Genomic DNA, 14,815 nt, shown 5'->3' with positions numbered 1-14,815 from the left:
TTAGATTCTGTCCCAGATGATTAAAATTTATTTATAATTTCTCTGATATTGTAAACGGCTTCTATTGATGGACGTGCATCATCAATTCCAAATCCATTTCCAGAAAGAATTGCTTGATAAACTTTAGTATGTAAATCAGTGAAGCCATCGCTAAAATGAACTTCTACATTATCCACTTTAATTGAGCGAAAGGTAGTTTTACCAGCGTGCTTAATTTCTTCGGGAAGATCACTGTAATCAATCGAAAGGTTCCACTTTACATCTGCATTTTTTAATTCCAGAGTTCCACTGATTTTATGCAATTCAGAATTGAGTACTTCCATACGATTTACCCCCCCAAATATCCAAATCAACATGTCGAAAAAATGAATACCAATATTTGTAACAACACCGCCGGATTTATTCGAGTCGCCTTTCCAGGAATAGTCATACCAGGTTCCCCGCGAAGTGATGTAATTTAATTCAACGTCGAATCGCTTGTTCTTTTGTTTAGAGATTTGTTCTTTCAGTTCAATAATTGAAGGATGAACCCTCAACTGAAGTATGTTATAAATTTTATGATCGTACTCCTGCTCCAATTCCTGCAGAGCATCAAGATTCCATGGGTTTAGCACAAGAGGCTTTTCACAAATTGCATCTGCACCGATTCGGAGAGCAAGTCGTATATGTGCATCATGTAAATGATTCGGAGAGCATACTGTAAGATAGTCAATATTTGATTCTTTTGGTCCACGCCGCAGCATTTCTAAATATCGGTCGAAGCGTTCAAACTCGGTGAAGAAGCCGGCATTTGGAAAATACTTATCCATAATACCAACAGAATCATGAGGATCAACTGCAGCAACGAGAACATTACCTGTATCTTTTATTGCTTGGAGATGTCTTTGTGCTATATAGCCGGCTACACCGGTTAGAGCGAAGTTTTTCATAAGTACATCTCCCTCAATTTAAATTAAAATCAATTTTGAAATAGTAAAGCATTTATTTTGAAATGAATAGTTCGAGATTATTATTAAAAAATAAAATCATGCCTTGTAAATTTTATTTGATTTAACCCCATGGTTTTCAAATGCATTTCTAGTATCAACAATTATTTTTGCGTTCTGTTCAATAAATTTATAATCGTAACCGCTATGATCGGTGCTTAAAAGGACCCAATCATATACAGCTAAATTTTCTTTTGTTAATTCTACCGAATCCATATCGTACTGATATTTACGGGTACGAGGGAGTTTCGGTACAAACGGGTCATTATATTCGACAATAGCACCACGCTCGTGCAGTATTTCAATCAGTTTTAAGGTTGGGGATTCGCGCATGTCATCAATATCTTTCTTATAAGCTGCCCCGAGTATTAAGACTTTCGAACCATTCAATGCTTTTTTGTGTTTATTTAAAACTTCCATAGATCGTTCGATGACATAATATGGTTGAAATGTATTTATCTCACCAGCGAGTTCGATGAACTTTGTACTGATATCGTATTCGTGGGCTTTCCAGGTTAAATAAAATGGATCAATAGGAATACAATGCCCGCCTAAACCCGGACCAGGATAGAACGCCTGATATCCAAATGGTTTTGTACTGGCTGCCTTAATTACTTCCCACACATCCAAATCCATTCTGTCAAATACCATTTTGAGTTCATTAACTAATGCAATATTGACAGAGCGGTAAATATTTTCGAGGAGCTTTGTTGCTTCGGCTGCTCTTGTCGAGGATACGGGAACTGTATTAACAATAACTTTATTGTAAAGCGCTTGTGAAACTATTAAACATTCTTTCGTTACACCACCGATGACTTTCGGTATTGTTGCTGTGGAATAATGTGGGTTGTTTGGGTCTTCTCTTTCGGGAGAAAAAGCAAGATAGAAGTCCTTTCCTACAGCGAATTTTTTATCACCTGATTTTTGAGTTAATGGTGCAGATTCAAACATTGGAAGTAGAATTTCATCAGTTGTTCCAGGGTAAGTAGATGATTCCAGCACAACCAATTGTCCTGCACGAAGATGTTTCGCTACTATCTTGCCGGAGTTTTCAATGAATGAAAGATCAGGGTCTCGATGTTCATTTAAGGGTGTGGGTACACAAACAATTATCGCATCTGCTTCAGGCAATTTGGAAAAGTCAGATGTCGCACTAAACTTACCTGAATCTACAGCCTTTTTAATTCTATCTGTCTTAATGTGTTTTATGTAGCTTTCGCCTGAATTAAGAATTGGAATTTTTCTTTCGTCAATATCAAATCCAATTACTTTATAACCTTTAGCTGCAAATTCCAATCCAAGTGGAAGTCCAACATAACCAAGTCCAATGATTCCAACAGTTGCCGACTTATTTTCAATTTTCTCTAAAAGCTCCATGTAGTTCCTTTATTTTTTTGTTAAACTTAATGTGGAAGTAATGCTTTCCGAATCTGATCTTTTTATTCAGATAAGTTGGAAAAACCCTTTTTAAATTTCTAATTTAGTGCCAAAAAAAATCATCTCGAATACTTAAAATTTCAATAATTTTTTATACAAAGATAAGTATGCATGTAATTATTTCCCCAAAGCCTGAATGTCTTGTTAAATTTTATCATACATTATTAGTAAACCGTACTTAAAAATTAGTACCAATAGCTTACTATTGAACGTTGCCTGGATGGTGAATTTTTGTTTACTAAATTTGTATTTTTTCCTGATCAAAGATAAAAGAAGTATGTGACCTTATCAAATTTGATATTGGATAATTGTTAGAAAATGATTCATCCCATAAAGAAACTTAATAAAATACCCGCAGCAACAGCACTGCCAATAACTCCTGCAACATTTGGTGCCATTGCATGCATTAGCAAGTGATTTGTTTTATCATACTGCAATCCAATTATTTGAGAAACTCTTGCGCTATCGGGTACAGCGGACACACCAGCATTACCAATTAATGGATTTATTTTATTCCCTTCTTTTAGAAATAAATTCATAAATTTAGTAAAAAATATTCCTCCCGCAGTTGCGATAACAAAAGATAATGCGCCTAGTGCAAATATCCCCACAGATCGGGATGTCAGAAATGTAGTTGCCTGTGTTGATGCCCCCACCGTTAATCCAATTAGGATAGTTACTATATCTATCAAGGAACCTTTCGCCGTATCAGCTAATCGTTTAGTGACTCCACTTTCCTTTAGAATATTTCCAAAGAACAACATTCCCAGCAGAGGCATTGCACTTGGGACAATCAGTGTAGTTAAGATTAATCCAACGATTGGGAAGAGTACCTTTTCAGTCTTTGAAACTGCACGAGGAGGCTTCATTCTGATCAATCGTTCCTTATCAGTAGTAAGAAGTTTCATAATTGGCGGCTGAATTACTGGTACAAGCGCCATATAAGAATATGCGGATATTGCGATTGCTCCAACAAGTTCGGGAGCTAATTTTGATGACAGGAATATTGCAGTTGGTCCGTCTGCTCCGCCAATTATACCAATTGCTGCTGCTTGCGCTGGAAGAAAATCTAAGAATAATGCAATCATATAAGCGCCAAATATTCCAAGTTGTGCTGCCGCACCAAGTAACATTAATTTGGGATTTGATAATAGTGCTGAAAAATCAGTCATCGCACCGATACCTAAAAATATCAGAGGAGGATAAATTCCTTTTATTACACCAAAGTATAGATATCCCATCACACTTCCTGGTTCATAAATGCCGATCTGTAAATTTGCACCTTGAAGAAAAGGAATGTTGCCAATTAGAATACCAAAACCGATTGGTACTAAAAGTAATGGTTCATATTCTTTTGCAATCGCTAAATATATGAATACAAGTCCAACAGCTAACATTACAACGTGTCCAACAGTAAAGTTTGGAAAAGCAGTGTACCTGAAAAACTGATCGAAACCGTGAGACATAAATTGAAAAAACTGATCCATAGTTATGCTCCAATTTCGATAAGAATATCACCTTCAAGGACAGAATCGCCTGTCTTAATTTTGATTGATTTTACTACACCATCCTTGTCTGCATTTATATTATTTTCCATCTTCATTGCCTCAAGCATAAGTAGTTTTGTTCCAACTTTAACAGTATCACCTTCTTTTACATACACGTCAAGAATAACACCCGGTAAAGGTGATTTAATAAAACCGGTTCCTTTTGGTGCTGAAGGTGCACTTGTTCTTTGTTCAGTTTTTCTGGATTCAGTTGTTGGCACTGCAACAGATCTTACAAGTTTCGGTGTTTTACTTTGGGAAATAACTTTATCAACCTCTACCTGATACACTGCTCCGTTAACTTCTATTTCTGCAATGTTATCTTCGACATTAAGAATATTAACATCGTACTTGTTGCCTTGAATTGTAAATTTAAATTTTTTCATTATGGTTCTCGTTTATCTTGGGTTTTGTCTTAAGCCGTAAATTTTTGAACTCCATGGTGAATAAGCTCTTGAAATTTTATTTATAGTTAATACCGTATCTTCGTGGTCGTGGATTTCAGAATAATAAAGATGTAACGCCATGCTAATTGCTGCATTTAGTTCTCCGGAAATAGATAATTCTTCAGTAACTGAATCGGTCTTTCCTTCTCTTCGGAGTATTCGTCTAACATTAATATTTAATACTTTAGTAAGATTCGAAAATGTGATGTATAGGAAAAGCAGGGCTAAAAAAACGACAACATATCCAATTACGGTCATTCCAATACCCCATGGATCAATCTTTAAAAACAAATCCGAATTTTTATGAATGGTAACTGTTGAAGTATCTTTAATTATTTGTTGTAATAAACCTAAAAACATTTTTATTTTCCTTTGATTATAATGGTAGGTTAGAATGTTTTTTGGGTGGATTTACATCCTTTTTTGTTGCGAGTGACTGCAACGCACGTATTACTCTAAACCTTGTATTTCTTGGTTCGATAACATCATCAATATATCCATACTTTGCTGCAACATAGGGGGTTGCAAATTTCATTCTATAATCTTCTTCACGTTCTTTAACGAATTTAATCCTTTCTTCGGGATCGGTAATCAATTGCAATTCTTTTTGATGAAGAACTTCAATTGCACCTTTGGGACCCATCACTGCAATTTCGGCACCTGGCCATGCGTAGTTAATATCTCCGCGTAAATGTTTTGAACTCATAACATCATAAGCACCACCGTAAGCTTTACGAAGAATAACCGTTACTTTGGGAACTGTGGCTTCGCCATAAGCAAATAAAAGTTTTGCACCATGAATAATAATTCCACCGTACTCTTGAGTCGTTCCAGGTAAAAATCCCGGCACATCAACAAATGTTACTATTGGAATATTGAATGCGTCACAAAATCTAACAAAGCGTGCAGCTTTACGCGATGAGTTAATATCAAGAACCCCGGCAAGATAGTTAGGCTGATTAGCAACAATACCAACAGGCATTCCATTAAATCTTGCAAAACCTGTTACGATGTTAGGAGCAAAGTGTCTCTGTATTTCCAAGAACTCATGTGTATCAACAACCGCATAAATAACATCTTTAACATCGTAAGGTTTGTTTGTGGCTTCAGGGATGATTGAGTTAAGAATATCTTCTAATCGATCTATTGGATCATCGCAGGGAAGAATTGGTGGATCTTCTAAATTATTTTGCGGAAGATAACTTAGTAATTTCCTGATTAAAGAGATTCCTTCTTCTTCATCATCAGCAACGAAATGCGCAACTCCTGATTTTGAACCGTGAATCATCGCACCACCGAGTTCATCTTCAGTTACAGATTCGCCGGTTACAGTTTTTACAACTTTTGGTCCTGTAACAAACATGTAGCTTGCTGTTTTATTCATAACTATAAAGTCAGTTAGAGCGGGGAGTAAACTGCACCGCCTGCGCACGGTCCAAAAACCGCAGAGATTTGAGGGATAACGCCGGATGCTAAAATATTTCTCTGAAAGATATCAGCATATCCGCCCAGACTTTTCACACCCTCCTGTATTCGAGCTCCGCCGCTGTCATTTATTCCGATAATAGGCGCACCGACTTTAAGTGCTTTATCCATAACCTTGCAAATTTTTTCCGCATACATTTCAGAAAGTGAGCCGCCAAAAACTGTAAAGTCCTGTGAAAAAACATACACCAATCTGCCATCAATGGTTCCATAACCGGTAACAACTCCATCTGATAAATAAGATTCTTTATCTAACCCAAAATCAATACTGCGATGACAAACAAACATATCAAATTCTTCAAAGCTGCCTTCATCAAGTAAAAGTTCTAATCTTTCTCTTGCAGTTAGTTTGCCTTTTTTATGTTGAGATGCGATGCGCTTTTCTCCGCCGCCGAGTTTAGCCTGCTGGCGAAGTGCCATCAACTCTTTTATTTTATCCTGCATTGCCATTTTGTTTACCTGTAAAATATATTTTATATAGTATAGAGCTTATTAATTTCTATTCCGGTTTGTCACAGAGTTCTGTTAAAACTCCAAACGTAGATTTTGGATGAAGGAATGCGATGTTCAATCCTTCAGCACCTTTTCTGGGTTTTTCATCAATCAGAATTACATTTTTGGATTTTACTTCATCGAGTGAATTTTGTAATCCATTAACTGCAAATGCAAGGTGATGAATACCCTCACCCTTCTTTTCAATAAATTTACCTATTGGTCCGTCAGGCGAAGTAGATTCTAACAATTCAATTTTTGTTTGTCCAACCATAAAAAAAGCAGTCTTAACTTTTTGATCTCTCACTTCTTCAACAGCGTAACATTTTAACCCGAGTATGTTTTCGTAATAATTAATTGCTTCATCGATGTTTTTAACTGCAATGCCTATATGTTCTATGTGTGAAATGTTCATTTTTTTTTCGGGTATTTTTTTTTGATTGTTAATTTCTTATTACTCATCATTGATTAAATAATAACGTGCTCTTTGTATTCACCAAATACCTCTCTCATTGTATTGCAAATCTCACCGATGCTTGCATAATTTTTTACTGCATCAACTATAAACGGCATTAGGTTATCGTTTCCTTCTGCTGCCGTTTTTAATTTATTAAGTGCAAGGTTTACGGAGTCATTATTTCTTTCAGTCTTTATTTTCGAAAGGAATTTAATTTGTTCCTGTTGAACACGGGGATTAATTTTTAATAATCCTTTTGGTTCTCCTTCCTTCATCTGAAATTTATTTACTCCTACAATTACTCGCTCTCCTGATTCAATTTCCATTTCATATTTATAGGCAGCTTTTTGAATTTCCATTTGAATAAAACCGGATTCAATTGCATTGATAACCCCACCCAATGAATCAATTTTATTAATATATTCAACGGCGTCTTTTTCAATTTGATCGGTGAGATTTTCAATGTAATAAGAGCCGGCAAGGGGATCAATTGTATTTGCAACTCCACTTTCGTTTGCAACTATCTGTTGAGTTCTAAGAGCAATTCGCACAGAATCTTCATTCGGAAGGGCAAGAGCTTCATCACGGGAATTTGTGTGTAAACTTTGTGTCCCGCCAAGAACAGCCGCAAGAGTTTGAATCGTAACTCTGACTATATTGTTATCAACCTGTTGGGCTGTTAATGTCGAGCCTGCAGTTTGAGTATGAAACCTGAGCATCCAGCTTCTTGGATCTTTTGCCTTGAATCTCTCGCGCATAATTTTTGCCCACATTCTTCTCGCTGCCCGAAATTTAGCAACTTCCTCCAATAAATCATTATGTGAATTAAAGAAAAATGACAAACGTTTTGCGAATTCATCAACATTTAATCCTGCTTTGATTGCGGCTTCTACATAAGCAATTCCATTTGCCAAAGTAAATCCCACCTCCTGCGCTGCAGTTGAACCAGCTTCCCTAATATGGTACCCCGAGATTGAAATAGTGTTAAACCTGGGTACTTCATTAGCGCAGTATTCAAATATATTTGTAATTAATCTCATTGAGGCTTTTGGAGGGTAAATATATGTACCGCGTGCGATGTATTCTTTTAAAATATCGTTTTGAATTGGGCCGCTGATTTTATCTTTTCCTACTCCACACTTTTCTGCCACCGCGATGTACATTGCGAGTAGGACAGAGGCAGGTGCATTAATCGTCATTGAGGTTGAAACTTTATCCAGTGGAATCTTCTCAAAAAGAATTTCCATATCAGCAAGGGTATCTATTGCAACACCAACCTTACCAACTTCCCCTGAAGCGATTGGGTCATCGCTGTCATAACCAATTTGAGTCGGTAGATCAAATGCGACTGATAAACCAGACTGCCCTTGATCCAATAAATAACGATAACGCTGATTAGATTCTTTTGCTGTTCCAAATCCTGCATATTGTCTCATCGTCCAGAATCGTCCGCGATACATGGTGGGTTGAATCCCTCGTGTGAAAGGATATTCGCCGGGAAATCCTATCTCACTTTCATATTTGGAATCGGTTTTATCGGGAACATAAAGTGACTCGATGGGAGTAAATGAACCTGTGGTAAATTCTTTTTTTTGCTCAGGATTTATTTGAATTGATTTCTTGTAAGTATTAGTTATCCAACTATAAAACTTTTCCGAAGAAGAGTTTTTGATTATTCCCAATTTGTCATCCTTTCAATTATTATTTCTCTATGCATTTAATTTTGCACAGATAGCTGAAAACCGAAAATGCTAAAATTATTTCAGCAACTGTTTAGAACAAACATAATGCCATTAGAAAGTAGAAAAAAAGTTATGTTTGTTAAACTTAGATTAAGAAAAATTAATTGCCAAATAACATGAAAACTTCATAAAAGGGAAATTCAGAGTTCTAATTTTCTTGAAAATGAGAAATTTCAGTTGTCAAGTGTTAAATGAAATTTTTCAAGTCATTTTTTTTAGATATATAATTACTTATCAGTATCAAAATTTTGATGTAACTGAACGGGTTTCGTCTTTGTTTTTCTCATTTTCATATTTAACATTTCGACAAAAACGGAGAAAGCCATTGCGAAATAAATGTAGCCCTTAGGAATATGCTGATCTAATCCTTCTGCGATAAGTGAAACGCCTATTAAAATCAGAAAACTTAATGCAAGCATTTTAATCGTTGGGTGATCATTTACAAAATCACTTATCATTTTAGAAAAGAACATCATAAAAATTACTGCTACTATGACCGCAATAATCATGATCAGCACTTCATTTGCCATCCCAATAGCAGTGATGACTGAGTCAAGCGAGAAAACAATATCGAGAAGTAAAATCTGAACGATGACTGAAACAAATGATACTTTTTTTATAGCTCGCGTATGTTCCACCTCACCTTCAAGCTTATCGTGAATTTCGAATGTTGATTTAGCAAGTAAGAATAATCCTCCAATTATTAGAATTAAATCTTTCCCTGAAATTTCATAATTCGATACGGCGAATAATGGTGCTGTTAGTTTCATAAGCCAGGTTAGTGAAAGAAGCAGCAAAATTCTTGTGATCATTGCAAGGGATAAACCGGTCAGTCTTGCTTTATTTTGTTTCTCTTTTGGTAATTTTCCGGAAAGTATCGAAATGAAAATAATATTGTCCACGCCGAGAACAATTTCCAGAACTGTCAATGTTAACAACGCTATTAACGAATCAGGACTTGTTAACCACTCCATTTACGCTCCATTATAATAATTATGTATTTGTAGTTAGTTGAGATAAAATCACAGCAGCAGCAGAAGCGACATTAAGGGATTCAGCTTCCCCGAGTTTTGGTACAGTAATAACTTCATCACTTAATTTTAGCAGTTCTTGCGATGGACCGCAAGATTCATTTGCCATTGATAGAATACATCTTCCGGATTTATGGTAATTAAAAATATTTTTTCCTTCTAAGTCAGCACATAAAAATGAATACTGATTTGACTTCAAATAAATGAATTGCGTTAGTTCAACTTCAGTAAATATTTTCAAATGAAATATTGAACCCATACTTGCCCGTATTACTTTTGGATTAAAAAGTTCGACAGAATTTTTACTAATCAAAACTGATTTTACTCCAAACCAATCTGCAGTTCGAAGTAATGTTCCAAGATTCCCTGGTTCAGAAATATTTTCTAAATAAAGCAGAATGTTCTCATTATTAAATTTTTCGTTTAAAATACTCCAATGCTTCGTTTAAAATACACCAATAATTCCTTGAGTAGTTTCGGTATCTGAAATTCTTTTGAAATCCAGGGCGCTGGCTATTTCAATTCTAATTTTATTGCTTACTAAGCTGCTAATTAGCTGCTCGTTCTGATCTGCAAAGGATGGTGTGGTTACTATTACATCACAACCAAAATTACTTTTCAATCCCTCTAAAACAATTTTTTCACCTTCTACTAAAAATTTATTTTCTTTAAGACGATATTTTTTGTGGAGCAGCGAGGAGAAGAATTTTAATTCATTTTTAGAGATCATAAATTACAATAAAGGCTGATAGTTTTGTTTTTCATTACTCTGTTGAGAAGTTTCGATTAATTTTAAATAATCCCAACTATAAATACCTGTATTGTGTCCGTCTTTCCATGTTATCTGAACGGCATAATCACCAACCATTTGTATTGAAGATATTAAATACATTTCCGGCGATAGGATAGCAGGTCGGGGAGGACGATAACTTCGCAGCAGGATTGTCTCGCCTTTGCAAGAGGCGCATGGGCATTCGTCGCGAAGATATTTCAACTCAATTTTACTCATGGAATCATTATTCCATCTTATTTGCAAATATTTTTTTTCAGTAACTTTAATTTGAATCGGTTTCATAAACGATATCATCAGTTGATTCTCATATTTAACATACTTTCTATTAATCTTTTTTCAAATATAAATTATAAAAATTCTTAGTTATAATTATTCTTGAGTATTTTGAGAGAGGAATCGTGTAAAATCTCATTCAAATAGATTTTGAATTTAATTAAATTTGTAATGATTCAAATAGAAATTATAAAACTGTTTTTCTATTAAGGAAAATAAATATTAACCATATGGATATTCAAATTATAGAGCTTATCATTTTCATTTTTCTAATATTTCTAACGGGATTTCTTGCTGCTGCTGAGATTGCTATCTCTTCATTCGGCGAAAATAAAATTGAAGAAATGAAAGAAAGAAAAGAAACAATTGCTCTCAGTTTTGAAAAGATTCAAAAGGATCCCGAAATATTTTTTGGGACAATTCAAACTTTAACTACAATATGTTTGATAGCTTCAGCGATGCTAGTATTTCATTTCGCTTCAACATTGCTTAAACCGCTATTTGAAAATTCCGTAGTTGGAAATCTGAATCAGTATTCAAATTTACTTGCTCTATTCTCTGCACTAATGATTGATTCATTTCTGATTTTAATTTTCGGTTTATTAATTCCGAAAGCTCTTGGCTTTAAGTACTCGGAATCCATCGGAAAAATTACAGTTAAACCATTGTTACTGCTTACAATTTTATTCAAATATCCTGTGAGAATTGTTAGTTCCCTCAGCAACATTTTCCTAATTCCATTTAAGGAAAAAACAAATTTTTCTCAGACAAGATTGTCCGAGGATGAACTTCGAATTATTATTTCAGAAAGTGTCAAGTCCGGTGCTATAAATGAAACCGAGCACGAAATTATAGAAAATATTTTTGAGTTTAACGAGTTAAGAGCAAATGAGGTAATGATTCCAAGAACCGAAATGACAGGAATTGATATTAATGATCAGCGAGATTTAATCATTGATAAAATTATTAGAAGCGGTCACACTCTTTTTCCGGTTTACGAAGACTCCGCGGATAATATTATTGGCGTATTGCACATCAAAGATTTAATGAAATCAATTATAGAAAATCAAAAACCAGATTTGAAAAGTTTGGTGAGACCCGCATATTTTATTCCTGATTCAAAGATTATTTCTGATGTGTTAAAAGATATGCAGAAACAAGGTGAGAGGCTTGCAATTGTTACAGATGAATATGGTGGGACAGAAGGTGTGATAACAATTGAAGACATTCTTGAAGAATTGGTGGGAGAGTTAAAAGATAAAACAAAAGTTGAATTGAAGGAGTACACTAAACTTCCTGATGGAAAGTTTATTGTTCTTGGCTCAATGTTTATTGATGAATTCAATAAGATATTTAATCATGATCTTCCAGAGTCTGAAGAATACAATACTGTTGCCGGCTTTATAGCAGATCGCACGGGTAAAATTTTGAATGCGGGGGAGACTTTTATTTATAACGACATTACTTTTGAATTAATTAAAAAAATAAGACAAAAGATGGTCCAATTTAAAGTGTATTCAAAAGTTGATGAGTTCAGTCTATCAAATTCACAAAAAAAACTCCAAAGCCCTTGAGATTTCTTGTATAGTTTAACAAAAAATATTAGTTTTGTGCGCTCTTATTCAAAAATAAAGTTCATGATACTTTTGCCTGTTCAACTCAATTGGCAGAGCATCCCGATAAATCGAGAAGATTGCGGAATAAGAGTGAAAGAAAATTGACAAGCTGGTGTAGCTCAATTGGTAGAGCAGCTGATTTGTAATCAGCAGGTTGCGGGTTCGAGTCCCATCACCAGCTCAAAGAAAGGATGTAATGAAAGTTCATCCTTTTTCTATAATTGGTAGAGCAGTTGATTTGTAATCAGTCCCGCTCAGACCCCGGCCAGCTCAAAGAAAGGATGTAACGAAAGTTCATTCTTTTTTTATAATTGGTAGAGCAGTTGATTTGTAATCAGTCCCGCAAGGCGGGACGGATTCGAGTCCCATGACCAGCTCAAAGAAAGGATGAAATGAAAGTTCATCCTTTTTCTATAATTGGTAGAGCAGTTGATTTGTAATCAGTCCCGCAAGGCGGAACGGATTCGAGTCCCATCGCGAGCTCAAAGAAAGGATGTAACGAAAGTTCATCCTTTTTCTATAATTGGTAGAGCAGTTGATTTGTAATCAGTCCCGCAAGGCGGGACGGATTCGAGTCCCATCACCAGCTCAAGGAAAGGATGTAACGAAAGTTCATCCTTTTTCTATAATTGGTAGAGCAGTTGATTTGTAATCAGTCCCGCGAAGCGGGACGGGTTCGAGTCCCATCACCAACTCTGAGTAAGCCTGATTATAATTTGTAGTCAGGCTTTTTTTTTGATTAGCATTATTTTTATTTTTTGCGGGCGATTGTTAAATCAAACGCCAAAATATTCACTAAATATTTAACCGAAGGAATTCATGATGGAATTGAGCTTACCGGATATTTTAATTTTTATTTCTTTCTTTTTTATTGTTATCGGAACAAGTATGTACAAAAGCAGGAAAGAGGAAACCGGGGAGGATTACTTTCTTGCAAGTCGCGGATTAGTATGGCAAATAATAGGCATCTCACTTATCGCTGCAAATATTTCATCCGAACAATTTGTTGGAATGTCCGGACAAAGTGCTGGCAATGTCGGACTCGCAATTGCAAGCTATGAATGGATGGCAGCTATCACACTTGTATTCGTAGCATTCTTTTTCCTGCCAAGATTTTTAAGCAGCGGAATTTACACCATCCCTGAATTTCTTCAATACAGATATAATTCGACTGCACGCTCGCTTATGGCATTTTATACAATGGTAATTTATGTCGGTGTAACAATTTCAGCGATTATTTATTCCGGCGGTTTAACTATCTATACAATTTTTAATGTCGATATGAATACAGCAATTTGGGCAATTGGTATAATTGCTGCTGTTTACACAACCTGGGGAGGGTTAAAAGCTGTTGCCTGGGCAGATGTTTTCCAGGGTACTGCACTGATAATTGGCGGTGCTGTAGTTTTATTCTTTGGATTGCATGCAGTCGGCGGAGTGGATAATTTTTTAGTGTTAACTCTAACAAGCTTCACATGATTTTGCCTGCTGATCATCCAGTACTTCCGTGGACAGCATTAGTGATCGGGCTGTGGATACCAAATATTTATTACTGGGGATTGAATCAATACATTACTCAGAGAACACTTGCTGCAAAAAGTTTAAGGGAAGGGCAAAAGGGGATTATCTTTGCAGCCGCAATAAAAATTATTATTCCATTTGTAATTGTTTTCCCTGGAATTATAGCAGCTCAGCTTTACGGTGATAGCATGAGTAACACTGATGCAGCATATCCATTATTAATAAAGAATTTAATTCCAAATGGTTTAAGAGGTTTTATGCTTGCAGCAATTGCAGGTGCTGTTATTAGTTCCTTAGCTTCAATGTTAAATTCTGCTTCTACAATATTCACGCTTGATCTTTACAAAGTTTATGTAAATAAAAATGCATCACAAAAAAAATTAGTATCCATCGGAAGGATCATGACAGTCCTCTTCGTTTTTCTTGGCTGTTTGATTGCTCCGTTTTTAGGAGACCCAAATTTTTTAGGGATATTCACTTACATTCAGGAATTTCAAGGATATATTTCTCCCGGAATTCTTGCAGCTTTTGTTTTTGGGATAATTGTGAAAAAAGCTCCACCTGCAGCAGGAGTCGTTGCTCTTATTGCATGCGTCCCTGTTTATGGATTTCTTCAATGGCAATTTGGTGAAATTGCTTTTCTTAATAGAATGGCAATAACATTCGGAATTATACTTTTGTTAATGACAGCCATCACGCTGATAATTCCATTAAAAACACCTGTTCAACTCCCAAAACGAAATGATATTGATCTAACACCAGCACCACAATTGATTTGGCTTGGTGCATCTGTAATTGTAGTGACACTAATTTTATACGGAATATTTTGGTGAAATGAACTTAACAATAATTATCAGAGACTTCTGAAAAATAGATTTCGAACCGTCTGACATTCTTGTCCCGAAGCAATCGGGCTGCAATCTGACTAATAATCAATAGAATCCTGCTTGTAGAGGAATGATGACACTGCCATCAGAAGTTACAATAAT

At 35.5% G+C, this 14,815-nt stretch carries 12 protein-coding genes, 1 tRNA gene and 2 pseudogenes; 3 read left to right on the top strand and 12 right to left on the bottom strand.

Going from position 1 to position 14,815, the window contains the following annotated elements:
* Positions 1-20: 20 nt before the first annotated feature.
* The 12 genes and pseudogenes from IPH11_11035 to IPH11_10980 form a co-directional block, all read right to left on the bottom strand.
* Positions 21-929: a Gfo/Idh/MocA family oxidoreductase gene (locus tag IPH11_11035; protein MBK6914143.1), complete on the bottom strand. Its 909-nt coding sequence runs from the start codon at positions 927-929 to the stop codon at positions 21-23.
* Positions 930-1,025: 96 nt separating this feature from the next.
* Positions 1,026-2,363, bottom strand: a complete 1,338-nt coding sequence (locus IPH11_11030; protein ID MBK6914142.1) for a nucleotide sugar dehydrogenase — start codon at positions 2,361-2,363, stop codon at positions 1,026-1,028.
* 383 nt (positions 2,364-2,746) lie between these two features.
* On the bottom strand, positions 2,747-3,910 hold the full coding sequence (locus IPH11_11025; GenBank protein MBK6914141.1) for a sodium ion-translocating decarboxylase subunit beta: 1,164 nt from the start codon (positions 3,908-3,910) through the stop codon (positions 2,747-2,749).
* 2 nt (positions 3,911-3,912) lie between these two features.
* Complete coding sequence (locus IPH11_11020; GenBank protein MBK6914140.1) at positions 3,913-4,356, bottom strand: biotin/lipoyl-binding protein; 444 nt, start codon at positions 4,354-4,356, stop codon at positions 3,913-3,915.
* Positions 4,357-4,368: 12 nt separating this feature from the next.
* Positions 4,369-4,776, bottom strand: a complete 408-nt coding sequence (locus IPH11_11015) for an OadG family protein (protein ID MBK6914139.1) — start codon at positions 4,774-4,776, stop codon at positions 4,369-4,371.
* Positions 4,777-4,792: 16 nt separating this feature from the next.
* Positions 4,793-6,351 (bottom strand): annotated as a pseudogene (locus tag IPH11_11010) (acyl-CoA carboxylase subunit beta).
* Between the two features lie 49 nt (positions 6,352-6,400).
* Positions 6,401-6,808, bottom strand: a complete 408-nt coding sequence (gene mce, locus IPH11_11005; GenBank protein MBK6914138.1) for a methylmalonyl-CoA epimerase — start codon at positions 6,806-6,808, stop codon at positions 6,401-6,403.
* A 53-nt stretch (positions 6,809-6,861) separates the two neighbouring features.
* Positions 6,862-8,532 (bottom strand): methylmalonyl-CoA mutase family protein, encoded by a 1,671-nt coding sequence (locus IPH11_11000; GenBank protein MBK6914137.1) that lies wholly within the window; start codon positions 8,530-8,532, stop codon positions 6,862-6,864.
* 287 nt (positions 8,533-8,819) lie between these two features.
* Complete coding sequence (locus IPH11_10995) at positions 8,820-9,566, bottom strand: TerC family protein (protein MBK6914136.1); 747 nt, start codon at positions 9,564-9,566, stop codon at positions 8,820-8,822.
* A gap of 19 nt (positions 9,567-9,585) precedes the next feature.
* Positions 9,586-10,053, bottom strand: coding sequence for an RNA methyltransferase (locus IPH11_10990; protein ID MBK6914135.1), 468 nt, complete (start codon positions 10,051-10,053; stop codon positions 9,586-9,588).
* A 15-nt stretch (positions 10,054-10,068) separates the two neighbouring features.
* Positions 10,069-10,353 (bottom strand): hypothetical protein, encoded by a 285-nt coding sequence (locus IPH11_10985; protein ID MBK6914134.1) that lies wholly within the window; start codon positions 10,351-10,353, stop codon positions 10,069-10,071.
* A 3-nt stretch (positions 10,354-10,356) separates the two neighbouring features.
* A complete protein-coding gene (locus tag IPH11_10980; GenBank protein ID MBK6914133.1) occupies positions 10,357-10,698 on the bottom strand; it encodes a DUF971 domain-containing protein in 342 nt (113 codons plus the stop codon).
* A gap of 221 nt (positions 10,699-10,919) precedes the next feature.
* On the opposite strand from IPH11_10980, the gene IPH11_10975 reads away from it, so the two are divergent.
* The 3 genes and pseudogenes from IPH11_10975 to IPH11_10965 all read left to right on the top strand — a co-directional run bounded on the left by IPH11_10975 (position 10,920) and on the right by IPH11_10965 (position 14,659).
* Positions 10,920-12,263 carry an HlyC/CorC family transporter gene (locus tag IPH11_10975; protein ID MBK6914132.1) on the top strand — a complete coding sequence of 448 codons (1,344 nt, stop codon included), beginning with the start codon at positions 10,920-10,922 and terminating at the stop codon, positions 12,261-12,263.
* Between the two features lie 150 nt (positions 12,264-12,413).
* Positions 12,414-12,486, top strand: a tRNA-Thr gene (locus IPH11_10970).
* A gap of 641 nt (positions 12,487-13,127) precedes the next feature.
* A pseudogene (locus IPH11_10965) lies at positions 13,128-14,659 on the top strand (solute:sodium symporter family transporter).
* Positions 14,660-14,815: the final 156 nt, after the last annotated feature.

The sequence above is a fragment of the Ignavibacteriales bacterium genome, assembly GCA_016709155.1.
Classification (GTDB): domain Bacteria; phylum Bacteroidota; class Ignavibacteria; order Ignavibacteriales; family Ignavibacteriaceae; genus JADJEI01.
Note: the sequence above shows the minus strand (reverse complement) of the source record. Positions and strands in the feature narration are given on the sequence as shown.